Source organism: Hymenobacter rigui, assembly GCF_003944715.1.
Lineage (GTDB): Bacteria > Bacteroidota > Bacteroidia > Cytophagales > Hymenobacteraceae > Hymenobacter > Hymenobacter rigui.
Genome location: NZ_RWIT01000001.1, coordinates 258,845 through 284,930 on the forward strand (window position 1 = coordinate 258,845; position 26,086 = coordinate 284,930).

Annotated in this window: 17 protein-coding genes; 10 read left to right on the forward strand and 7 right to left on the reverse strand. The window is 59.4% G+C overall.

Annotated features, from left to right (window positions below):
- Positions 1–37: 37 nt before the first annotated feature.
- Positions 38–946, forward strand: coding sequence for a histone deacetylase family protein (locus tag EI291_RS01120; protein ID WP_125417426.1), 909 nt, complete (start codon positions 38–40; stop codon positions 944–946).
- Between the two features lie 107 nt (positions 947–1,053).
- On the opposite strand, the gene EI291_RS01125 is transcribed toward EI291_RS01120, so the two are convergent.
- The 3 genes from EI291_RS01125 to EI291_RS01135 form a co-directional block, all read right to left on the reverse strand.
- The gene (locus tag EI291_RS01125; protein ID WP_125417427.1) at positions 1,054–1,761 is read right to left on the reverse strand and encodes a methyltransferase domain-containing protein; all 708 of its coding nucleotides are present in this window, start codon (positions 1,759–1,761) and stop codon (positions 1,054–1,056) included.
- A gap of 48 nt (positions 1,762–1,809) precedes the next feature.
- On the reverse strand, positions 1,810–2,973 hold the full coding sequence (locus EI291_RS01130; RefSeq protein ID WP_170172447.1) for a type III polyketide synthase: 1,164 nt from the start codon (positions 2,971–2,973) through the stop codon (positions 1,810–1,812).
- An 89-nt stretch (positions 2,974–3,062) separates the two neighbouring features.
- Positions 3,063–4,181 carry an NAD(P)/FAD-dependent oxidoreductase gene (locus tag EI291_RS01135; protein WP_125417428.1) on the reverse strand — a complete coding sequence of 373 codons (1,119 nt, stop codon included), beginning with the start codon at positions 4,179–4,181 and terminating at the stop codon, positions 3,063–3,065.
- 175 nt (positions 4,182–4,356) lie between these two features.
- Here EI291_RS01135 and EI291_RS01140 point away from each other — a divergent pair, with 175 nt between their 5' ends.
- Complete coding sequence (locus EI291_RS01140) at positions 4,357–4,737, forward strand: T9SS type A sorting domain-containing protein (RefSeq protein WP_125417429.1); 381 nt, start codon at positions 4,357–4,359, stop codon at positions 4,735–4,737.
- A gap of 368 nt (positions 4,738–5,105) precedes the next feature.
- Here the strand turns inward: EI291_RS01140 and EI291_RS01145 are convergent, their stop codons facing one another.
- From EI291_RS01145 to EI291_RS01155, 3 genes are all read right to left on the reverse strand, one after another.
- Positions 5,106–6,185: a flavin-containing monooxygenase gene (locus EI291_RS01145; protein WP_125417430.1), complete on the reverse strand. Its 1,080-nt coding sequence runs from the start codon at positions 6,183–6,185 to the stop codon at positions 5,106–5,108.
- Between the two features lie 39 nt (positions 6,186–6,224).
- Positions 6,225–9,812, reverse strand: a complete 3,588-nt coding sequence (locus EI291_RS01150) for a PAS domain S-box protein (RefSeq protein ID WP_125417431.1) — start codon at positions 9,810–9,812, stop codon at positions 6,225–6,227.
- A 98-nt stretch (positions 9,813–9,910) separates the two neighbouring features.
- Positions 9,911–11,278, reverse strand: a complete 1,368-nt coding sequence (locus EI291_RS01155) for a sigma-54-dependent transcriptional regulator (RefSeq protein ID WP_125417432.1) — start codon at positions 11,276–11,278, stop codon at positions 9,911–9,913.
- A 347-nt stretch (positions 11,279–11,625) separates the two neighbouring features.
- Here EI291_RS01155 and EI291_RS01160 point away from each other — a divergent pair, with 347 nt between their 5' ends.
- The 3 genes from EI291_RS01160 to EI291_RS01170 all read left to right on the forward strand — a co-directional run bounded on the left by EI291_RS01160 (position 11,626) and on the right by EI291_RS01170 (position 17,233).
- Complete coding sequence (locus tag EI291_RS01160) at positions 11,626–13,812, forward strand: T9SS type A sorting domain-containing protein (RefSeq protein ID WP_170172448.1); 2,187 nt, start codon at positions 11,626–11,628, stop codon at positions 13,810–13,812.
- A 400-nt stretch (positions 13,813–14,212) separates the two neighbouring features.
- Positions 14,213–15,100: a DNA/RNA non-specific endonuclease gene (locus tag EI291_RS01165; RefSeq protein ID WP_125417434.1), complete on the forward strand. Its 888-nt coding sequence runs from the start codon at positions 14,213–14,215 to the stop codon at positions 15,098–15,100.
- Between the two features lie 381 nt (positions 15,101–15,481).
- Positions 15,482–17,233 (forward strand): lysophospholipid acyltransferase family protein, encoded by a 1,752-nt coding sequence (locus EI291_RS01170; RefSeq protein ID WP_125417435.1) that lies wholly within the window; start codon positions 15,482–15,484, stop codon positions 17,231–17,233.
- Between the two features lie 81 nt (positions 17,234–17,314).
- Here the strand turns inward: EI291_RS01170 and EI291_RS01175 are convergent, their stop codons facing one another.
- Positions 17,315–17,881, reverse strand: coding sequence for a DUF4468 domain-containing protein (locus EI291_RS01175; protein WP_125417436.1), 567 nt, complete (start codon positions 17,879–17,881; stop codon positions 17,315–17,317).
- A gap of 986 nt (positions 17,882–18,867) precedes the next feature.
- Between EI291_RS01175 and EI291_RS01180 the strand changes: the two genes are divergently transcribed.
- The 5 genes from EI291_RS01180 to EI291_RS01200 all read left to right on the forward strand — a co-directional run bounded on the left by EI291_RS01180 (position 18,868) and on the right by EI291_RS01200 (position 26,055).
- Positions 18,868–19,728, forward strand: coding sequence for a dihydroorotate dehydrogenase (locus tag EI291_RS01180; protein ID WP_125417437.1), 861 nt, complete (start codon positions 18,868–18,870; stop codon positions 19,726–19,728).
- 116 nt (positions 19,729–19,844) lie between these two features.
- Positions 19,845–20,606: an orotidine-5'-phosphate decarboxylase gene (gene pyrF / locus EI291_RS01185; RefSeq protein ID WP_125417438.1), complete on the forward strand. Its 762-nt coding sequence runs from the start codon at positions 19,845–19,847 to the stop codon at positions 20,604–20,606.
- Positions 20,607–20,797: 191 nt separating this feature from the next.
- Positions 20,798–21,415 carry an orotate phosphoribosyltransferase gene (gene pyrE, locus EI291_RS01190; protein ID WP_240635322.1) on the forward strand — a complete coding sequence of 206 codons (618 nt, stop codon included), beginning with the start codon at positions 20,798–20,800 and terminating at the stop codon, positions 21,413–21,415.
- Positions 21,416–21,541: 126 nt separating this feature from the next.
- Positions 21,542–24,568, forward strand: a complete 3,027-nt coding sequence (locus EI291_RS01195) for a phosphoribosylformylglycinamidine synthase subunit PurL (protein ID WP_125417440.1) — start codon at positions 21,542–21,544, stop codon at positions 24,566–24,568.
- Between the two features lie 2 nt (positions 24,569–24,570).
- Entirely contained in the window at positions 24,571–26,055 is a 1,485-nt protein-coding gene (locus EI291_RS01200; RefSeq protein ID WP_125417441.1) for a phosphoribosylformylglycinamidine synthase subunit PurQ, read from the forward strand.
- Positions 26,056–26,086: the final 31 nt, after the last annotated feature.

The following is a 26,086-nucleotide window of genomic DNA, read 5'->3' on the forward strand; positions in this document are numbered from 1 at the left end:
CCACCCGTACCGCCTACGCTGCGTAGGTTTACGGCGTATGCTTGCTATTGCCTGGGCCCCGCTGTATGCCCACCCGCTGCCCGATAACCACCGCTTCCCCATGCTCAAGTACGAGCTATTGCCCGAGCAGCTGCTGCGGGAGGGCGTGGTACCAGAAGAAGCCTTTTTTCGGCCCGCACCGCCACCCGACGAGGAAATCCTGCGGGTGCATGAGGCGGACTATTACCACCGTCTGCTTGCCGGTCAGCTAACCCGTCACGAGGAGCGGGCCACCGGTTTCCCGTGGAGCCCGGAGCTGATTACGCGCGAAACCACCATTCTGGGCGGCACGCTGGAGTGTGCGCGCCGTGCCCTGACCGGCGGCGTGGCTCTGAACATTGCCGGCGGCACCCACCACGCGTTCCGAAACCGGGGCGAAGGATTCTGTCTGCTCAATGATCAGGCGGCCGCTGCGGCCTATCTGCTGGCGCACCCCGGGCTGGGCGTGCGCCGGGTGCTGATTGTGGATCTGGATGTGCACCAGGGCAACGGTACGGCGGCCATTTTCGAGCAGGAACCGCGGGTGTTTACCTTCAGCATGCACGGGGCCCGCAACTATCCGCACCGCAAAGAAACCTCTGACCTGGACCTGCCGCTGCCCGACGGCACCGACGATGCCACGTATCTGGCCTTGCTACGCGCTACGCTGCCCCGCCTGCTGGACGAGCAACAGCCGGATTTCGTGTTTTACCTAAGTGGGGTGGATGTGCTGGCCACCGATAAGCTGGGCCACCTGAGCCTGACGCCGGAAGGCTGCCGCCAGCGCGACGCCTACGTACTGGAACTGTGCCACCGCCACCAGCTGCCCGTGGTAGTGTGCATGGGCGGGGGCTACTCCCCACGCATTGCCGACATCGTAAACGCCCATGCCGCCACCTTCCGCATAGCTGCCGATTTGTGGGGGTAGGGTGGGATGGAGAGCGGTGAAATGAGGAGTGGTGAACGGGTGAGTATGCTATTCACCCCGTGCAAGTGACGCAGTCAGAACAATAAACTCACCCGTTCACCATCTCACTATTTCACCATGAGCACCTGCCACCGGAAGGCCCAGCGCCAGCGCAGCTGATATTGCCGGATGCCGGAGCGGTGCAACAGCAGCTGCCAGTCGGGGCGGGTGAAAGCGCGGGCTACCGACAGCGGCGCATCGTGCCGCACGAGCCGGGAGCCGCCCAGTAGTCGGGTGAGCCACCGGATGCTGTAGTAGGCCAGCGGGTGGCGGTGCAAATCATTCACGATGACAGCCATTCCGGCCTGCTGGTGCCACTGTGCCAGCATCGGAGCTAGCTGTTCATCGGGAAAGTGGTGACAGAACAGACTGGCCGTGAGGATATCGAAAGGCTGCTGCCGGAACTCCGGCGAGAAAATATCGGCCTGCTGGAAGCTGATTTCCGGGTGCTGCCGGCTTTTGCTGGCGGCATACTGCAGCATGAAGGCATTGGCATCCACACCGGTTAGCTCCACCGCTACGCCCCGGTGGCGGGCCCACCGGGCAATCTGCCGCAGCGTATCCCCGCCGCCACTGCCCAGGTCGGCTATCCGCAGGGGGCGGCCTTTCGGAAATTGGGGCTGAAGCCGCGCCAGCGCATTGAGCACCGGCGCGTAGCCCCCCAGCCAGGTGTTAATTGTCTCCAGCTCGTCCAGGTTCTGCCGCAGCTCCTCCGAGGCCAGCGTCAGGTCATCCATCAACTCCTGCTGGGTGGCGCGGGCACTGAAATCGGGCATGAGAAGGTAATGTGCAGAATGAGGTGAATGTGGAGATGCGTGAAATGCTCAGGAGGTTACGACGGCCTCATTCTGCACGTTTAACTCATTTACCTCATCCGCTCCGTAAGCTACGGTCAGCAGCATGGCCTCCAGCGTGAGGCCGGGGCCAAAGGCAAAGCTGAGTACCGGCGCGCCGGTATCGGCAGGAGTGAGGGTGCGGAGCAGGTCGCGCAGCACGTACAGCACCGTCGCCGACGACATATTACCGTAGTTGCGCAGCACCTCGTAGGCAAAGCGGTTATCGTGAGCGGTGAGGCCCAGGGCCTGCTCAATGGACTCCAGAATCTTGCGGCCCCCCGGATGAATGGCAAACGCCCGGATATCGGCCAGCTGCACCGGCAAATCGGCCAACAGGCGCTGCGTAAGATGCCCAATGCCCTGCTGAATCATGCGCGGCACATAGGAGGAAAGCGTCATCTCAAACCCGAAGTTATTGATGTGCCAGGCCATATCGGCGTGCCCGTCGGGCTCCAGGTCACAGTGAAACGCAGTCAGCGCCAGACTAGGACCGGTAACGGCCGGCTGGGCCTGTACCAGCGCCGCCGCCGCGCCATCCCCGAACAGGGCGTTGGAAACCAGGTGGTCGTCTTCGTGGCTTTTCTGGAAGTGCAGCGTACATAGCTCCGTGCATACCAGCAGTACACGTGCATCGGGCGTGGCTTGGCAGAAAGCATTGGCCAGCTTCAGCCCATTCACGGCCGCATAGCACCCCATGAAGTTCACGCAGGTGCGCTGCACATGGCCCGGCAGCCCCAGCGCCGCTACCAACTCAATATCCAGTCCGGGCGCGTACATGCCGGTACAGCTCACCGTAATCAGGTGCGTGATGGAGCTGAGCTCTACCTCCGGCAACTGGCGCATACAGTCCTGTACGGCCTGCACCGACAGCGGCAGCGCGTGCCGGCGGTAGGCGGCCATGCGCTGGCCCACGCCCGGAAACGGCTCAAGGCCGGGCGTATTCGGGAAGAACTCATACTCGCCGTTCGGGCGGCCGTAGTCCGGCAGCACCGTATAGCGGTGCTCAATGCCCGATACCCGGTACAAGGCCCGCAGTCTGCGCGTACCGGCCTCGTCCAGCTCCAGGGCGCTGGCCATGAAATCGGCAATCTGCAATTGAGGGATACGGTGGGGCGGGTTGGCGGTGCCGATGGCACACAGGTAGCTACTCATCAGGGGCAGTTTACGTAAAAAAGCCAGTGCTGGGGTTACAGGTTTTCGGGATTGATTTCAGCCGCCGGTTGCCGGGTACGGGCCCGGGGCTAAAACGGCTGCCCATGCGTGCGCCGGATCAATTGCCGCACGGCGGCCGGCCACAGCCGCAGGCCGTTCACTACCAACTCGCTCAGCAGCGGCTGGCCAAACAGGCGCTGCACGGCGCGCCCGGTACGCAGGCGGCCCCCGAAGTACTGATGCCAGTCGGAGGAATACGCTTTTTCCAGGGCCGGGCGGGTAATGCGGTGCTGCAGAAACTCGTGGGTATGTGCGGCGGCCAGGCTGGCCCCGTGAATGGCCATAGCCATACCGTTGCCGCACAGGGGCGTAATCAGGCCGGCGGCATCCCCGCACAACAGCACGTGGTCTTCGAGGCAGGTTTTGGGGGCAAAGGAAATTTCGTTAATAACCTCCGGCTGCGGATACAGAACTTCGGCCGTTTCCAGAATGTGCCGCAGCCGTGGGTTATGGGCCAGTACCTGCGCCTCCAATTGTGGAATGGTACCGTGCGTCTTCAGGTTTTGGCGAGTGGTGAGGTAGCAGAAACAGTATTTATCGTCCTCAATAGCCGAAATGCCCGCGTAGCCATCGGCAAAGTTATGCAGCTCAATCAGGTCACGCGGCATGCTGGAGTAGCGCAGATGATACTTCACCCCCAGGTACGGGGAGCGTTGCGTGAAGAACGGCCGGGCAAACTGGCGGTCCAGGGCACTCCGCTTACCGTAGGCCCCCAGCACTACCCGCGCTGTAAGCGTTGTGCCATCGGCCAGCACCACCTGGTGCTCGTTGCGGGCCGCGTCGAAGGTAACCTGCGTGGCGGTGGTTTGCTGCCGTATTTCCACGCCGGACTGTATGGCCCGCTGGTACAGGAAATAATCCAATGCGTACCGACTCACCCCGAAACCGCCTAGCGGCAGCTCACTGGTCAGGCGCCGGCCGGCCGGGGAGCTTACCTGCAGGCGGGTTATGCGGGCCGGGCCCAGAGCTGCAGGGTCGGCATTCAATCGGTGCAGGTAGGGCAGCACTTCATTGGAAATGTACTCGCCACACACCCGATGGAACGGATACCGCTGCCGCTCCACCACCGTTACTGCATAACCGCGCTGCCGCAAATCAAGTGCGGCGCACAACCCGCCCAGGCCTCCGCCAATAATGACAACGTCCAACTTATTTTATCGGCTAAATCGGTGAAAACGAAGAGAAAATGATTTCTTTTATCGAAGATGAATTATATTCCGCTGGCTAACTCGTTTACCATCGTATTTTTGCAAACCCTAACCCGCTGTCCGCCGTTATTCCATATTCCGACCGGGCATATTTCCCACCCGCTTAACGTATTCTATGATGCAACGCTTACGCATTTTTTCTTTATTACTATTGCTGACCACCGGCCTGCATGGCAGTCCGCGGCCGGCTGTGGCACAGGCTGCTACACCCCGCCCGGCGGTTGCGGTCCGGCCCGCCAGTGAAGAGCGCGCCCTACTGGTGTATCCAAATCCCAGCACCGGTATTGTACACATTGCCATCAATGGATTTGAGGGTCGAAAAATTGAGTTGCGCGTTCTGAACGTAATTGGTACGGTAATGTACCGCGAAACGCTGACGGAACTCAATGACCGATATACCCGCACACTGGATTTGAGCAAATTTGCCAACGGCCTGTATTATGTGCGGCTCGAATCAGATAATACCAGCGAAATGCGGAAGCTGGTAATTCGCTAGGTTTCTCTCAATGCATTTTCTTTAGAAGAAAATGCTCCAGGGCTGCTCTTTTTTTTATGCTGTAGAAAGCTGGCGAAAAAAAACGCCTCCCGGTCGGGGAGGCGTTTTCTGCCTGATGGCAGCGGGATTAACGGTTATTTCGCACCCGTACCGGTACGGGCTGGAGTGTATTTTTCAGGTTACGTACCGTGTCAAGCGTGAGCAGGGCAGTAGCCAGAGCAATTCCGAAGAAGATCAACAGCGTCATACGAAAAAGGAATTAAGAAAACGAAACAGTTCTGCAACGTGGTTCGGTACCAGTAAAGTACATCCGCGCAGGTGCTGTACACTCCTATAACCCCAGGAGTACGGCCGAAGTTGCAGTATAATTATGTGCTTTTCAGTAGTTGCTGTATTACGTACCGGGCATCGGCAGCGGCACCTCCCATCAGGGCCGAGCGGCGGTTGCGCTGCCAGGGCAACCCCAGAAACGCCAGACCCGGTACAGGGCTCAGCCCCCGGTTTTGTGCCGGCTCACCGGCTGCCGTAAGCGCCCCCGGAACCTGCAGCCACCCGTAGTCCGGCGCGTACCCCGTGGCCCACACTACCGCATCCAGCGAAGGGGTGTCGGCTAACTGCCCCCGTAGGCTGGTCGGACCGGTTACCTGTAGGGCCCGGCCAATGAACTGCACGTTGGGCAGCCGGCGCAGGTGTTGCAGATCCTGCCGTACTACCGGCTCCGGCTGGCTGCGCATGAAGCGGCCCAGCCACTTGTCCCGACCAGCTTCCAGCATGCCCGTCGTCAGCAGTAGCAGCCACATGGCCGTATTATTGGGGGCGGCCGGGGTTTTCTCATCGAAAGCCAGCACCACCGGCCGGCCGGTAGCGGCAACATCGGCGGCAATCTGTAGGGCTGAATTACCGCTGCCCACTACCGCTACCGGCCCCGTACCCGGCAACTGCCGAGGGTGCTGATACTGGCTGCTATGGAGCTGTTGTAGCGCCGGATGCAGGGTGGCAGCAAAATCCGGAATTTTGGGTGCAGTGTACGGCCCGGTGCACACCAGTATCCGCCGGGCGCTGTATTGCCGACCGTCGGCAGTGTGCACCAAGTAGCCGCCGGGCGCAGGCTCTACCAGCGTAACGCGCTGATTATGCTCGATGGAAAACTTAAAATGGTGGGCGTAGTGCGCCAGATACCGGGCGGCCTCCTGTGCCGTGGGGTAGCGTGAGGCTGCACCCGGCCAGGGCAGCCCCGGCAGATTGCTGGCCCAGGCCGGCGAATACAGCCGTAACGAAGAATACCGCGTGGCCCAGATGTGCCCCACGGTGGGCCGCTCATCCAGCACCAGGCACGCTACGCCCCGCTGCTGCAGATAATAGGCCGCCGCCAAGCCGGACTGGCCCGCCCCAATGATAAGCGTGTCCGTAATTCGGGGGCCGGAGCCGGGTGCGCCGTCAGAAATCATGGTGCATATTACAACGACGCCGGGCAGTGAGCCACCTCATTACGTCGGAAATTCTTCCCGCAGTTGCCCGATTACCGCGTCGGCAATCTGGCGGACCTGGCGGACGAGGCTTTCCAGAGCAGTCCAGTCGGTGGTTTCAGGGGCGTAGGCCGCTGTTTCCAACTCCCGCAGCACCGGCCGCAGTGCCTGTACCTGCAGGCCGTCAATGGAGCTTTTCAGATGATGGGCGGCAGCTCCCAGCGGTTCCAGCTGCCGGGCGGCGAGATGCTGCTCCATTTCGGCTACTACCGGGGGGGTAGTGGTGATGAACAGGTTTGTAAGTCGCTGAATAAAGGCCGTATCATTATTGGTAATGCGCCGCAGGTTTTCCAGGTCATACAGCGGCTCTGAGGAGGGGGTAAAAGCCACTGGTTCCGCGGTTTGCGCAGTCTGGTCGGCAGCCAGAGCCGGATTGGCCTCCAAGTGCAGCAACTCCGCAATAGTCCGAAACAGCGTCTCTTCCCGAAAGGGCTTCGACAGGTACGCGTCCAGACCAGCCTGTCGGTAGCGTTCTGCCTCGCCCTGCATAGCGTGGGCCGTAAGGGCCACCACCGGAGTAGCTGCCCGAGTAGCATTGGGGTGCTGGCGCAGGAGGTGGGTGGTAGCCACGCCGTCCATGCCGGGCATCTGAATATCCATCAGAATAACATCGTAGGAATGCTGCCGGAAGAGTAGCAGGGCCTCCGCGCCCGAGGAAGCTGTATCCACCTCCATACCCCAGCCCTTCAGCATTACCTGCACCAGCAACTGGTTAACAGGATTATCTTCCGTGAGCAACACGCGGCGGCCTTTCAACTGCTGATAGTTGGGCGCTGGCTGAGCGGGTTCTACCGCCGGGGGCTGTGCCTCAACGAAAGGCAGCGTGAAGCGGAACGTGCTGCCATGGTGCAAGCGGCTTTCGGCGGTAAGCGTCCCGCCAAGCAGCTCTACCAGCCCCCGCGAAATGCTGAGGCCCAGCCCGGAGCCGCCGTATTCGCGGGCGGTGCTGGCGGAGGCCTGCGTAAAGGGCTCGAAAAGCTGCTGAAGCTGCCCGGCCGAAATACCGATGCCGGTGTCCATCACTGAAAACTGGTACTGAAGCGGCTCCGTGGGCAGACTCACCTGCCGGCACACGAGCAATATCTGCCCTTTGTCCGTGAACTTGATGGCGTTGCTGAGCAAGTTCAGCAGTACCTGCCGGAGCCGGTATGGGTCGCCCATCACCCAGGTGGGGCCCGGCTCCAGTGGCAGTTGCAGCCGCAGCGTAATACCCTTCTCGGTTGCCTTGGGTAGCAGGGCCTGGCAGCAGGCCTTCAGTACTTCCTGCAGCTCAAACGGGACGGTATCTACCCGTACCCGGCCCGCGCCCAGCTGGGCCATATCCAGAATGTCGTTGATGACAACCAGCAGGTTTTCGGCCGAGTGACGGATGTGATGCAGATACTGGTGCTGCTCCTGGCTCAGGGAAGTTTTGCTGAGCAGCTCCGCCAGGCCCATAATACCGTTCATGGGCGTACGGATTTCGTGGCTCATGTTGGTGAGGAAAGTTTGCCGGGCCTGAGCATTCTGCTCGGCTATTTCCTTGGCCTGTTGCAGGGCCTGCTCGGTTTGCTTCAGCTCGGTAATATCATTATCGACTCCCAGCACCTGCACCGTTCCATCGGCCAGTACGAACGGGCGTTTTACCGTTCGGAACCAGCGTAGCTGGCCCTGCGCATCCGTAAATGTATCTTCCAGGTCCACTTCCTGCTGGGTGCGCAGCACTTCCTCATCCTGCTCGACATGACGCTTCAGGTCCGGGAAGTTCTGCAGTAGTTGCGTCACTGGAGTCTGCAGCAGGGCTTCGTTAGACAGGCTATAGAGATGCGCAGTGGCTTGGTTGGCCAGAATGTAATTGCCGTCCCCGTCCTTGAGGTAAATCAGGTTAGGAACCGTATCAATTACCTGCCGGAACAAGCGGTTCTGCTCGGCTAGACGGCGGTTGGCCGAGCGGCGCTGTTCATCAGCAATTTTCCAGCGGGTAATATCTTCCGCTGAGCCCACAATCTGCGTCACATTGCCATGCTCATCCCGGGCAAAGGGTGTATTGCTGATGCGCAGCCACCGGATGGAGCCGTTCCGGTGGTACAGAAAGTACTCTAGGTGCAGAATTTCGCTGTCGGTGCAGCGGGCCACTTCTTCGAAATGCTGCTGCAGGCGGCGGGCTTCCTGTGGTGGCATCAGGCTGTTGATCATACTGCTACCCATGCGCTGCAGTTCTGCCTCACTATAGCCCAGCATCGTTTCCACGAAACGGTTGCAATAGATATTGGCCTGCTTCGCTACATCATAAATATAAATCAGATTGGGTGTGGTATTGGTCACACGCTCCACAAACAGGCGGCTCTGGCGGAGCTGCTCTTCGGTTTCGCGCCGCTCAGATACATCGGCTGCCGAGCCCACCAGCTGCCACACCCGGCCGTTGGGCAGGCGGGTAAAGCAGGTGCTTTTCAGGCTCAACCACCGCCACGAGCCATTTCGGTGTCGGAAGCGGTATTCGGAGGTCAGGACCTCTGCATCCTGCATAAGGTGCCGGTCGCTGGTTTTGGCCTCAGAAATCAGCAGATCATCAGGGTGTATCAGTTGACGGACCATATCAGGCCCCATACCTAGTACTTCCTCAACTGAATATCCCAGTATGGTTTCTACCTGTTTGTTGCAATACTGCAGCGAGGTGGTGTGCAGGTCGTAAATAAATACGATGTTGGGTACCGTATCATTAATGCGGGTAGTAAATAACTGATTGCGCAACAAGTCGGCTTCGGCGCGCCGCCGCTCGGTAATGGTGGTCAGGTAGAGGTTGGCTTCCTGTTCAACGGGCAGCGGGGCAATCGTCCAGAGGTAAAACTCACTGCCGAGAGGCTGCTCCACTGTGCGCGGCTCCCCGCTGGCCAGGGCTGCCCGTATCTCCTGCTGAATCCGATGGCGGCAGGCCTCTTCATTGGGGTGCGTGAAGGCGGCCAGTACCGGTGCTGCCGCCGGGTTGGCATATAGCGCCTCGGCCTGTTGGTTGAACCGAATGGTCGGCTGCGGACTTTGCTCCGTCAGTTGGCTAAGCTCCTGTACCCGTCGCTGAGCCAGTTGCTGCTGCGTTACGTCCTCATAGCTCCAGATGTGGAGTACAGTCACGCCGTTCTGCACTACCGGCAGATAATCCTGCTGCACAATCCGTCCGTCGCGCAGCCGTAGCAGCAGGCCGCTGCTGCGTTCCTGCGCGGCTACTATCCGGGTATTCTGTTGCCGCACCGTATCTGCCTCTTCCAGAATTACGCAGCTGGTATGCAGGTTTCCGGAGCGCTGGCCCATGTAGTCGGCCGGTAACCCGGGCAGGTGGAACAGGTCACACATTCGCTGATTGATGAGCGTAATGACGTGGTCCTGGTTTTCTGCCAGAATAGCCGTTGTCATGGTTTGCAGCAGAGCGCTGGCTTGGGCAGTCGATGCCTGCGAGCGGGCCCGCAGTTCCGCCAGTTGCTGCTGAGCCTCGGCACAGGCAGTCTGCGCGGTATGCCACGAGCGTTGGGCATGGCGCAACTGGCGGCCCCAGTGGCGCTGACTGATAGAACTCATAGCCTATTGTAATGATGAAGCCTACGATGCGCAACCGGCTATAACTGCCCAGCAGGGAAAAGCCTGAGGGCCGCTGCGCCTTCTGCGCATACAGGGCGTTACCGGATACGGATTTCGTTGTTCTGAACCATACGATAAATAGTAGACTTCCCGATTTGCAGTTTGGCTGCTACCTGCAAAATATTTCCATTATGTGCATCCAGGTAGCGCTGCACAATGGCGGCCGTCTGGGTGCGCAACGATTCATTGCCTATCAGGGGTGTTTCATTCTGGCCGGCTTGCGGATGGCGCAATGGTAAGTCCTGGGGGTGTATCTGGTCGTTTTCGGCCAGTACAGCGGCCAGCTCCACCACCGCTTTCAGCTCACGAACATTGCCGGGGAAGTTGTAGTGCAACAGCTTCTGTCGGGCGGCTTCCGAAATGGAACAGGTGACCATGCTGTTCTGGGTGCAGAACTCGTGCAGGAACGCGTCGGCCAGCAGGAGCACATCCTGGCCCCGCTCACGCAGGGGAGGCAGAAGAATAGGCAGACCCAGCAGGCGGTAGTACAAATCCTCCCGGAAGCGACCTTCCTTCACTTCCTGACCCAAGTCGCGGTGGGTGGCCACCATCAGGCGGGCGTCAAACGGAACGCGCGTATTGCTGCCCACCCGTACTACTTCCCGCTCCTGCAGCACGCGGAGCAGCTTAGCTTGCAGACTCAGGTCCAGCTCCGAAATTTCGTCCAGAAAGAGTGTACCCTTATGGGCTTCCTCAAAACGGCCGATGCGCTTGCTCACGGCACCGGTAAAAGCGCCTTTCTCGTGGCCGAACAGCTCACTTTCAAGCAACTCACGTGGAATAGCCGCCACATTCACGGCTACAAAGGCTGCGTCGCGCCGCTCCGAGCGAAAATGGATGGCTTTGGCTACCAACTCTTTCCCCGTGCCGGTTTCGCCGCTGATAGAAACGGTGATGTTGGTGCGGGCTGCCTTATCAATAAGGCTATAGAGATGCTGAATCTGGGGGCTGTTTCCCAGAATAGCCCGCTCGGGGGTGTATTTCTGGCCAATCTGCTCTTTCAGGCGGGTATTTTCCTGGCGTAGGGCCAGTTGCTTACGAATGTTGTTGACGGAGTTCCACAGGCGGTCAGCCGTTTCTTCATCCTTCACCAGGTAATCGTAGGCTCCCTGGCGCAGCAAACCAATAGCTGTCCGAACATCTTCCTGACCCGAAATGGCAATAACGGCTACATCGGGGAGCCGCTCCTGAATCTGCTGCAATACTTGGTCACCCTTACCATCGGGCAGTGAGTAATCGAGAGTAATGATGTCGGGTTTTTCGGAAAGATGACTTAAGCAGGCCTGGGCAGTGGTGAAGCGGCGAATGGTGAAATCGGGATTCTGAGCCAGTTTGTATTCCAACAGTTCGCCGTACCAGGCGTTGTCTTCAACAATGAAAATGGTAATAGGTATTGAGATACTCATAGCTCGAGACAAAAAAGGAAAGGACGGAAAGCAGAACAGTAGAAAAAACGGCGTAGAGGGGAGTTGAGTTGTGTTTTTTGTTTTTGGGAAAACAGGTGGCTGTGCGAGTATAGGGGGCTTTTCGCTTGGATACTAGTGTTTCTCTATTTAGGAACAATTGTTTCGTATTGAGACAATATATAGAATTCATATTTAAGGTAAGTATCTGTTTTTCAAATAGTTAATGATGAATAATAAGAATGGCTACTTTCTTGCCATACACGTCATTGGTAGTCAATGAGTTGCTGTTGGTTTCCCTCTTTTATTACTTGTACATGAGTCATTTCTACGTATTAACGCCACGGCGTTTGGTTTCTGCCCTTTTAGTGGCTTTGTGTGCCTGCACGCAGGCGCTGGCCCAAGGCACTACACCACCTATTTATTCCAACTCTGGGATATCCGGGGCTACGCCCATTCGGGAGTGCAACACTATCCTGAACATCACCACCTGTTTTGGTTCCGTATCCAATCCTGAGTACGCCACCGACGCCGATTTTAACACGGCGGCCACGCTCAATGTACCCGCCAGCACGCTGTTGACGCAAACCCTAAAGTTGCGCATGGACATGGACGGCCTCGTGCCAGTTGGGCACCGGGCAGGCATTGTAGTAGCCCGCGAGGGTGGGCTGCTGAATCTTCTGGGGGTGGACCTGGTTTCGGCTATCAAAATCCGGACGTACCTAAGCAGCAATGGTGGCGCTTCGCAATTGCAGGAAACCAAGGTGGTTGATGCTAACGTGGCCGCGGCGCTGCTGGGCTCTGCCTCCACGGCCCCCATGCCACTGGAGTTTACGGCCAGCCGGCCCTTCGACCAGATTGAGATTGAAGCGGCTTCTTTGGTTTCGCTGGGCTACCAGCTGAAAGTGTTCTATGCGTACGGCATCGGCTCAAACCGTATCACCACGGCCAACGGTTACGTGTCGCGCTTTGCTACGCCCACGGCCGCTAACTATAGTACCACTGCTACAGACAATGGTATTACGGTATGCGTGAACTCCAACGTGAGCAACCCTGCCAATGCCGTTGATACTGACCTGACTAACTATGCCACCATGGGTGCGTTGGCAGACCTGAGCTGCCCCACCTCGCTACAGACGCAGCTGGAAGGCACGGCACCGGCCGGATACTACGCCGGCTTCGTGCTGGGCAGCCGTGGGCTGCTGGATGCTTCACTGCTCTCAGGGCTGCGCCTGACTACTTATCTGGGCAATACTGTGCAGGAGACGGGTACCGGAGCGGGCCTGCTCAGCCTGAGCCTGCTGCCCTCGGGGCAGTATAATATCCATATGGCTACTACCAAGCCATTTGATCGGGTGGAAATCCGGCGGGTAAGCCTGCTGGGCGTATTGGATAATCTGCAGGTATACTACGGCTTCGGGGTTGAGCCCCGCGTTTTCCGCGACCTGACCCCGCGCCTGTCAAGCTTCGCCAGTACGGCCGGCAACTATCAGGTCAACGGCAGCAGTCTGGCCTGCGTGAACTGCGCCATCAACAACCCCGACCTGGCCGTTGACCAGAACCTGACCGGTAATTATGCTTCCAAGAACTCCCTGCTGGCAGTAGGCGGCAGCACCCGCCTGAAAATGCGGCTGAACGGTGCCGGTATCGGTGGTAACCGCGCCGGGGTAGTGCTGGGCCTGGCTACCGGCCTCATTGATGCACAGCTGCTCACCAACATCCGGGTGAAAACCTATGCCGGTGCCGACGGCTCGGAGCTGGCCGAAACCATTACCGACCCCTCGCTGATTTCGCTGGAGCTGCTGGCCGATGGCAAGCAGGAAATTTCCTTCCGCACTACCCGCAGCTTTGAGTGGGTAGAGCTGGAACTGACCAACGGTATTTCGGCACTGAACGACGCCCGTATTTATTACGCCTTTGCGGATGATGCCCCCAGCGGGTTCCCCACTACCATTACAGTACCGGTTTCGTCGCCGGTAACCCTGACGTATCTGCGCGCTACCAACAGCGACGGGGCTATTGATGTCAGCTGGCAGACCAGTGCCGAAGCCAACAGCAGCCACTTTATTGTGGAGCGGGCGTTGTCGGCTTCGGGCAGCTTTCAGGCGCTGGGCCGCGTGAATGCGGCAGGCAACTCCAACACCAACCGCCAGTACCTCTTCCGTGACTTCGACGGTATTTCGCAGAGTGCCCCGACGCTCTACTACCGCCTGCGCATTGTGGATCTGAACGGGCAGGAGTCGTACTCGCAGGTAGCCTCCGTATCGGTACGGCCGCCGGTAGTCATCTTCAATGTATATCCGAACCCGGCCTCTTCCTCGCAACAAGTACGCATGCAACTGCCCGCCGACAAAATGGGCACGAAATACCAAGTGGCCGTGTACGACCAGATGGGTAACGAAGTGAGCCGCGAAACGGTGAGCAATGCCCGGGCCTATATCCCGGCGTCGCGCCTGCAGCCGGGCCTGTATCAGGTAACGCTTATTAATAAAGCAGGCCAACGCCTCGGCACTAAACGACTCGTAGTACAGCCATAACCTTTATCTATTCTATAGCTATCCACCCAACTAGTTGTATTATTTGTTGAATGAACTCCCCGCTGTTGCAGGTCAGCGGGGAGTTCTGCGTTTATGCGGATAGGTGGTTTATACTACTTGATATACAGAACAGGCAATGGCGTGCTGATATACCGAAAATAGAATATGCGACAGCAAGGACGCAGAAGAAGTGCTGGAAGAGGGGTAGTATCTAAAGTGCCAAATTCCAAAAAGATATGCGTAAATGTTTAATAGAAATTCTCATTTTGGGCCGTTGTCTCATCTTTGGAAAATGATAATATTCTGATAACATTCATCCCGAAGCTAACCGACATTTTTGCGGCTGAAATCTCATTCTCCTCTTTCCTGCTTTCCAACCAAACACCTCTCTTCAACCACCATGCAGCGTACCCTTGTTCGTATTCTGAGTCTGGCCATGGTAGCCAGTGTCGTTGTGTCCTGCTCCAAAGATGCTGTCGCTCCGGCCACCAGCCCCAGCGCCTCCTCCCAAAGTGCCGATGCCACCGCCACGCGCGACGGTAACATGGCCCTGGGCAACCCCAGCGGTGCTACCACCAGCACTACCAACTACACCAACTACCTCATGAACAAAACGCAATACTCCATGTCGTATCACCGCGACCGGGGTATTCCGAACTGGGTAAGCTGGCATTTGAGCAGCGCCTGGCTGGGCAGCACTGCCCGTCAGGATAACTTTTCGGCCGATGCCACGCTGCCTTCGGGTTGGTACCGCGCAGGAAGCACTAGCTACAGCGGCTCGGGCTTCGACCGGGGCCATAACTGCCCCTCGGCCGACCGTACCGGCTCCGTAGCAGATAACTCCGCTACTTTTCTGATGACCAATATGATGCCGCAGGCGCCCAACAACAACCAGCGTACGTGGGCCAGCTTGGAAAACTACTGCCGTACCCTGGTAGATGCCGGTAACGAGCTGTACATCATCTGCGGCAGCTACGGCAAAGGCGGCACGGGCTCCAATGGGTACGCTGCCACCATCGATGCCGGCCGCATAACGGTGCCAGCCCGGTGCTGGAAGGTAATTGTGGTACTGCCCGTTGGTACCGGCGACGCAGCCCGCGTAACCACCAGCACCCGCGTTATTGCCATTGATACGCCCAACGACAACTCCCTCAGCACTACCTGGGGCACTTATCGCACCACGGTAAACGCCATTGAAGCTGCTACTGGCTACGACCTGTTGTCTGCCGTATCCTCGTCGGTGCAAACAACCATTGAAGCTAAAGTGGATAACGGCCCCACCAGCTGATACTAACCCTTGGGCAGACTCATACAAAAGCCCGACCTACTGGTCGGGCTTTTGTATACATGGGTACTTATGCGAAGACGGTTAGCGGGCCCTTTCGGGCGTTCATCGACCATAAACAAGCCCTCACTTTAAATTTCTGTTACTTAGTCTAATAAGTACCAGTGGTCAGACAAAACCCTGTAGGTTTGTACTGAGTGAAGAGTGTCGCTGTACTGGTGAGGGAGTAAAGAAGCCGCGCTGCAACGCGGCTTCTTCCTTTAAGAGGCTTTGGGGGAGGTTCTTAAAGTTTTCATAATGTGTTCGTAACGCGGAGCTAATAGCAGTTTGCGAAGTTTGATGCTGAGGACAAAGCCGCAGTAAGTCCGGCTCTGCCAGTGGGATATGGACCAGTTATCAAATTCGTTTCCGCTATTCAGCAATGGTGCCGGGCGCTACAAACGCCCGTTGCTGCAGCCGCTGTGGCAGTGGGTAGCACAACTGCGGGAACTGCAGCACCTATATGAGCGGCATTGCCATCTTTCCGGTCGGGAGTTTGTTGCTCAGCTGCTACGGGATTTGCACATTACCATAGAGTATGATGCCGCTGAGCTGCGGCGCGTGCCGGTGCAGGGCGCATTCATAGCCGTGGCCAACCACCCGTGCGGTATGCTGGATGGACTGGTGTTGCTGCACGTACTAAGCGAGGTGCGGCCGGAGTTTGTGCTGGTGGCCAATGAGCTGTTGGCTCCGTTACTGACGAATCTACCAGAGCAGCTGGCGTTGGTCAGCACGGAGAAACAGGATGCGGGTCGTAATTCCGGCCAGGTGCGGCAGATATTGCGGTACCTGCACAATGATGTCCCGGTGGGCCTGTTTCCGGCCGGGGAGGTAGCCCATCAGTTTACCCCGTTTCGGCCGCCGCTGGACCCTGCCTGGAACCCAACGGCGGGGCGTTTGCTGGAGGTGGCGCGGGTACCCGTGCTGCCGGTGTGGCTAAGCGGACGGAACAGTGTTTCCTTCAATGTGCTGGGATTATTGCATCCGTTTCTGCGAACGGCACGCTTGCCGGCTGAGCTGCTCAATAAGCGCGGGCAAACGGTACAAGTGCGTATCGGCAAACTGGTGCCAGCTACTGAGCTGGCAGCCATGCCGGCGCCGGAGCGGCTCTCATACCTGCGGGCCCGGGTATATGCCCTCGATGCCAGCCTTGCTGCTGGGGCCCGGACAGGATTGCCGTCGTTACCCCCCGCCACGCTGGCACCGGAAACGCAGGCCGATGCGCTGGAAGCGGATATCAATGCCCTGCGGCCAAGCCGCTGCTTAGTACGCTTTCAGCACTGGGAGGTATATGTGGCCAAAAAAGCTGAACTGCCGCACGTACTGCCGGAAATAGGCCGCCTACGGGAGCTTACTTTCAGAGGGGCTGGTGAAGGTACCAACCAGGCTTCCGACCTGGACCAGTACGATGACTATTACCGACATTTGTTCCTGTATGACCGGGCCAGCCGCCGCATTGTGGGAGCGTACCGGATCGGGCGGGGGCGTAGTATTGTGCGCGAGCTGGGCAAGCGTGGCTTCTATCTGCATTCGCTGTTTCGGATGCGGAAAGAGCTGGTACCGCTGCTGCGCGAGTCGCTGGAGCTGGGGCGCTCCTTTGTGCGGGCTGAATATCAGAAGCAGCCTCTGCCACTGGGGTTGCTCTGGGCCGGTATTGCCGAGTACATTGCCCGGCATCCGGAGTACCGCTACCTCATTGGCCCCGTGAGCATCAGCAATCGGTTCTCGGCCCTGTCGAAAGAAGTGATGGTAACCTACCTGCAGCAGCATTTCTCGGATGCTTCTTTGGCGGCGCTGGTGCGGCCCCGAAAGCAGTTTCGCTACCGGCCACTGCCCGGCTGCTCTTCGGCAGCGGTGCTCCAGGCGGGGCTGCATAACCTGCATGATCTGAACCGCCTGATTACGGAACTGGAGCCGGGCGGAAGCGGCCTGCCAGTGCTGTTGCGGCAATATCTGCGGCAAAATGCCCGTATCATCGGGTTTAACCTCGACCCCGGCTTCAACAACACACTGGATGGTTTTATGGTGCTGGATGCCCGTGAGCTACCGGCCCGCACTCACGACCTGTTGACGCGCTACACCCCGGAAGTTGAGTAGTACATTTCCCGTTATCATTAAAAGGCCCGGCAGCATTGCGCTGTCGGGCCTTTCAATGATAACGGGAAAGCTGTGCGAAACTTAGTTTTCGCCTGCCAAGCCCACATTGCCTTCAGCCGGCTGGCTGTTCATGTAGGATCGGAACGACATGGCTGCCTCGCTGGCCATAGAGTTGGCCTGGGCTGTAATCCGCCGGTCATTGCGCGTTTTGTCATTGTTGCGCTCTGCCTGCAGCAGTGTCCGGTATTCATCAAAGGCAACCAGTTGGGAAGGCTGCTTAGGGTCGGCTACCACCTGGAACGAGCCTACCGTGTAGGTGTAGCTGTTGTCGGTGGCCTGAAAAACAAAATCGAAGAGCACCGTTACGGGCTGGTCCTTGCCTTTACTGTCCAACTGCTTCACGGTGCCAGTGCCGGTAACCCGAATAGTGCTGGCTGCCTCCGTTGCCTTCAGGTTGGAAATAGGTTTATAGGAGAACTTGTTCTGTGCCCAGTCGAGGGCCCTGTTGTAAAGCATTACCCGGCCGGCACCTTCAGCCGGTACCCGTTCGGTATATTCAACGGGAGCAGGAACCGAGGTTTGGGCCCACACTTCTGGTGCTAGTGCCATCATCCCACTCACAAGCAAACCTAGTAGCACTTTTTTCATAGCAGAAGAAGAAAGGAAGAGAAAAAACGACGAAAACACCCAGAGAAACAAAGGTAACACGAGAGCAGATGCTTGTATAAAAATAAGTCTATTATGAATATGTTAAGACTTCGGGCTCGAATTTATTTCCAGGAATCAAAAAGAGAATAGGCGACTGGGCTGGCCGCGGGATGAATTTTATCCGTGTTCCACGGAATTCATACACTATAATAGTGCAAGTAGTTCAAATGTTTTGCATATTTCTAATAATGCAAATTTTTGAATGTATATGAATAAATGGTTATGGCGAATGCCGACAAACATTGTATACAAGTGTGTATTGAAAATGCGACATCTTGATCATATATGGAGCGTGTTGATAAACAGATATATGCATGCTAATTGAACGGCAACTAGTAGGGCGATGAAAAACAGGTACGTAACATTTTGGTAACATAAAGGTAATCTTGGCTCTCTTGCGTGGTATATTCGAAGTGGTACTTTTGCAACGTGCTTCACTTCAATCAACATGGCCTGATGGAGCGCGGAACCCTCTACAAAGGTGTTCTGCGAGATGATCGGAAGACCGTTTTTCCCGTTGATCCCTGCGCTTCTATTGGTTTTACCGCTCCCGCCGCTCCGGTTTTCCGAAGCGGTTTTTTTGTGCCCGGGCAGGTCTGCCGGAATCGGTATCTGCCTAGAGATTTTCATGACAGCTAACCCGTAATTGACGACTAATAGCTCAAAACTCAGAATGATACTGAATACCCGTTACCCACCCAACAGCGGCAACGGGGCGGGGTGGTGCAAGGAAGCGGGGTGATAGAAATCAGGGGGGATTCTGACACGTATGTCGGTCCGCGAATTGCCCACTCCGCATGTTCGGGAAATTTATAGCAGCAGGGAGGTTTCTATGAAACTAACTTGCACAACATCACCTGATTTCCCGCCGGCTGGCCTCTTGGATAGGGACAGAGCCAGCAGGAAATCATAGTTTTTTAGAACCTATGCAACTCGGACAACTCACTCTGCACAACCCGGTATGTCTGTCGGCCGCGGCCTGGCAGCTAGATGGAACGGGCTACGAGCGGCTGGGCGCCATCTTCACTCGCACCGTGACCATGGAGCCCAAGCCCGGGCTTTACGAGGAAGGTATCTGGCAGGTAAACGAGCAGACGCTGCTCAACGCCACCCACATGCGCACCGAAAGCGCCGAGATTCTGGTGCAGGAGCACTTGCCCGCGCTGTGCCGCTTCGGGGTGCCGGTGTTTGTGAGCATCACGGCCCCGGGCATTCCCGGTTTCCGCAAAATTGCCCGCTTCCTGGCCCGTGAGGTGGGCCACCTGATTGCCGGCGTGGAGGTCTACATTGCCCAGCCCGATACCGAGAAAGGGGAGGAGCTGACGGCCCGCTTCGTGCGCGAGGCCACCCAGGCCGTGCGCAACGAGCTGCCGCCCCAGGCTGCTGTGGTGGTGAAGCTGCCGCCCTGGCCCGAGCACATCCGCAGTCTGGCCCTGGGGGCCCAGGAGGGCGGGGCCACCGCCCTGGCTGCCACCAACCTGCTCAAAGCCCTGCACCTGCCCGACGACGCCACCGCCGCGCCCGTGGTAGGCGGCCTCTCGGGCGAGGCCCTGCGCCCCGTGGCCCTGCGCTGCGTGTGGGAACTGGCCCACGATGAACGGATTACGCTGCCCATCTTCGGAACGGGCGGCATATTCACGGCCAGCCACGTGACGGACTACCTGCGCTGCGGGGCCTCGGCCGTGCAGATTGCCAGCGGCGAGTGGCTGGAGCCCGGCCTCTCGGCCCGCCTGGCGGCCGAGTGTCAGTTTACTGTGCAGAATGTGAATACTGTGGAAAACGTATAGGGACTTAGTGCGCTCCGTGTGGACCGGTTCTGAACGCCGGATTCGCTCTACTTCCCATATTTCCTCCATCCTGCACATTTCGCACATTCTCTAAATTTTCCACATCCCACCCGCCCATGCAAACCCTCCTGAACCGAGTACAAGCCGCCCACACGCTGCTCTGCGTGGGGCTCGACCCCGTGGGCGACGATGCCCAGGTAGCCCGCCGGCTGGCCGAGGTGATTGACCAGACCAGCGAATACGCCGCGGCTTTCAAGCCCAACCTGGCCTTCTTCCTGAGCCGGGAAAACGGGGTGCAGCTGCTGCGCGAAACCGTGCAGCGCGTGCCGGATGGCATTCCGGTGATTCTGGACGGGAAGTTCGGCGACATTGCCAACACCGCCGACCACTACGCCCGCTTCGCCTACGACGTGATTGGGGCTGACGGCGTGACGGTGAACCCCTACATGGGCGACGACGCCATTGTGCCCTTCGCCCGGCCCGGCAAGCTGGTGTTTGCGCTGGCTAAAACCTCCAACAAGCCCGCTCACTCGCTGCAGGACGTGGCCCTCACCCGCGGCGGCACGCTGGCCGACTGCGCCGCCCGCGTAGCCCGGCAGCTCGATGAGCAGCACGGCGGCATTGGGCTGGTGGTAGGTGCTACCAACTCCGAAGCCGTGGCCCGCCTGCGCGTCCTCTGCCCCGACCAATGGTTCCTGGTGCCCGGCGTAGGTGCCCAGGGCGGCGACCTGGCCGCCACGCTACGCGCCGGCCTGCGCCCCGATGGCACCGGCCTGCTCATCAACACCTCCCGCGCCCTGTGGCAGGCCGAAAATGCCGCCGCTGCCGCCCGGGAACTGGTGGAGCAGATGAATCAGCTGCGGCCGGTGACGGCGTAATTCTGAACGTCATTCCGAGCTTGCGAGGAATCTCGCGTGCTGACGTTGCCACAGCAATTGTCGTGCTGAGCTTGTCGAAGCATCCCTACCGCTTCGTGTAACGGCCCATACGAAGGGTAGAGATGCTTCGGCAAGCTCAGCATGACGTGCTGAATTGTCCTTTTTTCCCATATCACAATAGAGTACCTCCCTTGACTTCCCCCCAGACCACCGACCTCACCCCCGAAACCCTGGAGCAGCAGCTGTTGCAGGAAGATGCGCTGCTGCGCGGGCACTTCCGGCTGTCGTCGGGCCTGCATTCGGATACCTACGTGCAGTGCGCCCGGTTCCTGCGCCGCCCCGACTTGGCCGCGCCGGCCGCGGCCGAGCTGGCCCGCCGGATTCAGGAGGCCGGCTTGCAGCCCGATGTGGTAGTGGGCCCGGCCATGGGCGGCGTGGTGATTGGCTACGAGATGGCCCGGCAGCTGGGCGTGCCCGGCATTTTCACAGAGCGCGACGATGCGGGCCAGATGACCCTGCGGCGCGGCTTTACCATCGAGCCCGGCCAGAAAATTATCATTGCCGAGGACGTGGTGACTACCGGCAAGAGCACCAACGAGGTAGCGCGGGTACTGACGAGCCTGGGCGCAAAAGTTTTGGCCGTGGCCAGTTTAATTGACCGCACCAGTGGGAAAGCTGACCTTTCTTTTCCGAACTTTGCCCTGCTGCCGGTCACGGCGGCTACCTACGCACCCGATGAGTGCCCGCTGTGCCGGGCAAACATTCCGGTGGTGAAACCGGGCAGTCGGCCCGATAAAGCGTTTTCTTAAACCTACCGACGGCGGCAACCGGCCCCGCGGCAAGGCATTTTCGGCGTACCCCGGGCGGGTATGCTTCCTCACGATGGCAATTTCGCCAGGCGTGGGAAACCCGAAAAATAGACAAACCTCCCTCTTTTGGAATCTCCCCAAAGAACCATCCAGCTGCTGCTTAAGCCCGGCCAACACGACGGCGAGGGCCAGCGCGTAGCCGAAGCGGCCCAGCGCCACCTCGGCCTGCACACCGGCCGCGTGCAAAGCACCGCCCTCTACACGGTGCGCTACCCCCTCACCGACCAGCAGCTGCGCGACTTCGCTACCCACTGCCTCCAGGACCCGGTGCTGCACGAGGTAGCCCTCGACGAGTTCCGCCACGGCGCCCACTACCAGAGCTACATCCTCGTGGCCAAGCTGCCCGGCGTCACCGACGACGAAGGTATTTCGGCCCAGAACGCCCTCGGCGACTTCCTCAACGAGCCGCTCGACACCCATACCCAGCACATCTTCTCGAAACGGCTTTACTTCCTCGAAGAAGCCCTGCCCGAAAGTAGTCTGCGCCAGCTCGCGCAAGAGCTGCTGGGCAACAAGCTCATCAACCGCTTCGAAGTCGGCCCCATTGCCCAGATCCGCGACTACACGCCGCGGCCGGGCGGTGGGGCCGAATCCGTTACGGAGACGGTGGGGCTGGTGGGCCTCTCGGATGAGGCGCTGCTGAAGCTGTCGAAAGATAACCTCTACGCCCTGAACCTGGAGGAAATGCGCGCCGTGCGCGACCATTACACCAGCATCCGGGAAGAGCGCCAGGCTGCCGGCCTGCCCCAGGACCCGACGGACTGCGAGCTGGAAATCATTGCCCAGACGTGGTCGGAGCACTGCAAGCACAAGGAGTTTTCGGCCCTGATCAAGTACAAGGATGCCGACACAGGCGAGGAGTTCGAAGTAGATTCCCTGTTCAAAACCTATATCAAAGACGCCACCGCCGAGGTGGACCGCCAGCTGCGCGCCAACGGCAACGACTGGCTGATTAAGGTGTTTTCGGACAACGCCGGGGCCGTGCGCATTAACCCCGAGTCGTTGTTTGTGTGGAAGGTGGAAACGCACAACTCACCCTCAGCCATTGACCCCTACGGCGGGGCCATTACCGGCATTCTGGGCAACAACCGCGACCCGCTGGCGACCGGCATCGGGGGCGCGCGGCTCCTGTTCAACACCAACGTGCTGTGCTTCGGCAACCCCGAGTTCAACGGCACCCTGCTGAGCAACCAGTTGCACCCGCGCCGCATTTTTGAGGGTGTGCGCAAGGGCATCGAGGATGGTGGCAATAAGTCGGGCGTGCCCACCGTGAACGGCAGCATCGTGTTTGATGACCGGTACGCCGGCAAGCCGCTGGTGTACTGCGGCACCGGGGCCGTGATGCCCATGCAGCTGGCCGGCCTCGATTCGTGGGAGAAGAAGATTGACCCGCAGGACCGCATCATCATGGCCGGCGGCCGGGTGGGCAAAGACGGTATCCACGGTGCTACGTTCAGCAGCATTGAGCTGGATGAAACCTCGCCCGCCACGGCCGTGCAGATTGGCTCGCCCATCACCCAGAAGCTGGCCATGGATTTCCTGTTGCTGGCCACGCGCCGCGGCCTCATCAAGTGCAGCACCGACAACGGCGCGGGCGGCCTCTCGTCAAGCATCGGCGAGCTGGCCACCATCAGCGGCGGGGCCGTGGTGGAGCTGGAGCGCGTGCCGCTGAAGTACCCCGGCCTGCGGCCCTGGGAAATCTTCGTGTCGGAGTCGCAGGAGCGGTTTTCGCTGGCCGTGGAGCCCGCCAAGCTGGACGAGCTGCTGGTCCTGGGCCGGGAAATGGAAGTGGAGCTGACCGACATCGGCTACTTCACCGCCGACGGCTACCTCGACGTGCGCTTCGCCGGCGAGCCGGTGGCCCACCTGGATATGCACTTCCTGCACGACGGCGTGCCGCGTAAAGTGCTGGAAGCCGAGTGGAGCAAGCCCACGGCGCAGGAACCCGCGCTGGCCCCTGCCACCGACTACACCGACGCACTGACCCGCCTGCTGGGCAGCCTCAACATCTGTTCCCGCGAGTCGGTGATCCGGCAGTACGACCACGAGGTGAAGGGCCGCACCATCATCAAGCCCCTGATGGGCGCTACCGGCCAGGCTCCGCAGGATGCGGCCGTGGTGCGCTTCAACTTCGAGAGCTGGGAAGGAGTGGCCGTGAGCAACGGCATTCTGCCCCGCTTCGGTGATTTGGACGCCTACCACATGTCCGCCGGCGCGTTCGATGAGGCCGTGCGCCAGATTGTGGCCGTGGGCGGCAAGCTGCCCAACCTGAGCTACGGCGACGGCAACTTTTGGTCGGTGAACGACAACTTCTGCGTGCCCGATTCTGTGTACGACCCTGTGGGCAACCCCGATGGCAAGCACAAGCTGGCCAAGCTAGTACGCATGTGCCAGGCCCTGCGCGACGCCACGGCGGCCTACTGCATCCCGCTCACCTCGGGCAAGGACTCGATGAAGAACGACTTCAAGGCTGATGGTGTGAAGATTTCGGTGCCGCCCACGGTGCTGTACTCCATGACGGCCAAGCTGGACGACGTGCGCCGCACCATCACCTCCGACTTCAAGCAGGCCGAAGACGTGGTGTACCTGCTGGGCGAAACCTACGACGAGCTGGGCGGCTCGGAGTTCTACCACCTTTTCGGTGAGCTGGGCGCGAACGTGCCCCAGGTGCGCTTCGAGCAGGCCAAAGCCCTGTATATTCTCATGGGCGAAGCCAACGACCAAGGCCTGATTCAGAGCTGCCACGACCTGTCGGACGGCGGGTTGGCGGTGGCGCTGGCCGAGGCCACGTTTGGCCACGGCTTCGGGGCCGAGGTAGAGCTACCGAAAGGCCTGCCGGTGCACGTGCAGCTGTTTTCGGAGTCGCACTCCCGGTTTGTGGCCACGGTGGCTCCCGAGGACGTGGTGGCCTTTGAGCAGCACTTCGGCGGGCGCGCCACACGCCTGGGCTGGGTAACGCAGAACGGGCAGCTGACGGTGCGGCAGGCGGGTAAAACCGTTATTTCGGCCAGCACGGCGGCGTTGCGCCACGAGTGGACCAACGGTCCGGTAAACCGCATTATCGGCTTCGGCCACCCCGAAACCGCGCATTAATCATGGAACAGACTCCCCAACTGCCGGACCAGCACACGCCCCCGCGCCCCCAGCACGACGACCCCGGCCACGAAGTGGTAACCCGGGAAGGCGAAATCGTGCTGCCCGGCTTCAAAAGCGTAGACCCCGGCCACGAATCCAGTGAACCGTTGAAAAAAGCGGAAGCGGCCCAACAACCAACAACTAACAACCAACAACCAGTAAAGGCGCTTATCCTGACCGGTTTTGGTATCAACTGCGAGGAGGAATTTGCCGCCGCCTACCGGCTGGTAGGGGCTGAGGCCACCATCGTGCACCTGAACCAGGTGCTGCACGGCCACGTGAGCATCCATGACTTCGACATCCTGAACTTCCCCGGCGGCTTCTCCTTCGGCGACGACCTGGGCTCGGGCGTGGTGCTGGCCAACAAGCTGCGCTACCGCCGCAACGCCGAAGGCCGCACGCTGCTCGACGATATCAAGGAGTTTGTGGCCGGCGGCAAGCACGTGCTGGGCATCTGCAACGGCTTCCAGGTGCTGGTGAAGCTGGGCCTGCTGCCCGACCTGAGCGGCACCGTCACGCCCGAAGTAACCCTCACGCACAACGCCTCGGGCCGCTACGAGGACCGCTGGGTGAAGCTGACCGTCAACCCCCGCGCCACCACGCCGTTCCTGAAGGGCCTCACCACGCTGGAAGTGCCCGTGCGCCACGGCGAAGGCCGCCTCATCATCCAGGACGAGGCCACCCGCGCCGCCATTGAGGCCCGCGGCCTGAACTGCCTCACCTACGCCGACTTCGACGGTGGCCCCACCGACGTGTACCCCTTCAACCCCAACGGCGCCGACCTCAACTGCGCCGGCCTGACCGATACCACCGGCCGCGTATTCGGCCTGATGCCCCACCCCGAGGCCTTCCTCTCGCTCTACAACCACCCCGACTGGGCCCGCCGCAAGCGTGCCACCCCCGGCCTGAGTGAGGAGGGCGACGGGGCGTGGCTGTTCCGCAACATTGTGGAGCATGTGGCGTCGTTGCCTCACCCCCCGGCCCCCTCTCCAGGGGGAGAGGGGGAGCCTGACGTTGAGCAAGTAAGGAAAGATGAGCAGCAGGAAGCCGGGAATTGGCCACGACTGACGGCGGACAAGACTCTGTGGTACGAACGTTTGAAGCCATTTAGCGGACAGATGCGCCGCGAGCCTACTCCGGCCGAAGATGTGTTATGGCAGGCTCTGCGTAACCGGCAGCTGGACGACGCTAAGTTCCGTCGGCAGCACGCCATTGGTAAGTTCATTGTGGATTTCATCTGTACCCAGCACAACCTGATTGTGGAAGTGGATGGTGAAGTACACGATGAAGCAGGACAAGCCGAGTACGACTCCGGCCGCACCTATGAACTGGAAGGGGTAGGCTACCATGTGCTCCGTTTCACCAATGGACAGGTACTGCACCAACTGCCTACCGTGCTGCAAAAAATAAGTGCTGCTCTACTCCAATACTCTGTAAAGAATTAAGGACGCCTGGCGCCCCCTCTCCCCCTGGAGA

Excerpts from the sequence above, each read along its gene's own strand:
- EI291_RS01120 (WP_125417426.1), top strand. The coding sequence starts at position 38 with ATGCTTGCTATTGCCTGGGCCCCGCTGTATGCCCACCCGCTGCCCGAT.
- EI291_RS01125 (WP_125417427.1), bottom strand. The coding sequence starts at position 1,761 with ATGCCCGATTTCAGTGCCCGCGCCACCCAGCAGGAGTTGATGGATGAC.
- EI291_RS01130 (WP_170172447.1), bottom strand. The coding sequence starts at position 2,973 with ATGAGTAGCTACCTGTGTGCCATCGGCACCGCCAACCCGCCCCACCGT.
- EI291_RS01140 (WP_125417429.1), top strand. The coding sequence starts at position 4,357 with ATGATGCAACGCTTACGCATTTTTTCTTTATTACTATTGCTGACCACC.
- EI291_RS01145 (WP_125417430.1), bottom strand. The coding sequence starts at position 6,185 with ATGATTTCTGACGGCGCACCCGGCTCCGGCCCCCGAATTACGGACACG.
- EI291_RS01150 (WP_125417431.1), bottom strand. The coding sequence starts at position 9,812 with ATGAGTTCTATCAGTCAGCGCCACTGGGGCCGCCAGTTGCGCCATGCC.
- EI291_RS01155 (WP_125417432.1), bottom strand. The coding sequence starts at position 11,278 with ATGAGTATCTCAATACCTATTACCATTTTCATTGTTGAAGACAACGCC.
- EI291_RS01165 (WP_125417434.1), top strand. The coding sequence starts at position 14,213 with ATGCAGCGTACCCTTGTTCGTATTCTGAGTCTGGCCATGGTAGCCAGT.
- EI291_RS01170 (WP_125417435.1), top strand. The coding sequence starts at position 15,482 with ATGGACCAGTTATCAAATTCGTTTCCGCTATTCAGCAATGGTGCCGGG.
- EI291_RS01175 (WP_125417436.1), bottom strand. The coding sequence starts at position 17,881 with ATGAAAAAAGTGCTACTAGGTTTGCTTGTGAGTGGGATGATGGCACTA.
- EI291_RS01180 (WP_125417437.1), top strand. The coding sequence starts at position 18,868 with ATGCAACTCGGACAACTCACTCTGCACAACCCGGTATGTCTGTCGGCC.
- pyrF (WP_125417438.1), top strand. The coding sequence starts at position 19,845 with ATGCAAACCCTCCTGAACCGAGTACAAGCCGCCCACACGCTGCTCTGC.
- EI291_RS01200 (WP_125417441.1), top strand. The coding sequence starts at position 24,571 with ATGGAACAGACTCCCCAACTGCCGGACCAGCACACGCCCCCGCGCCCC.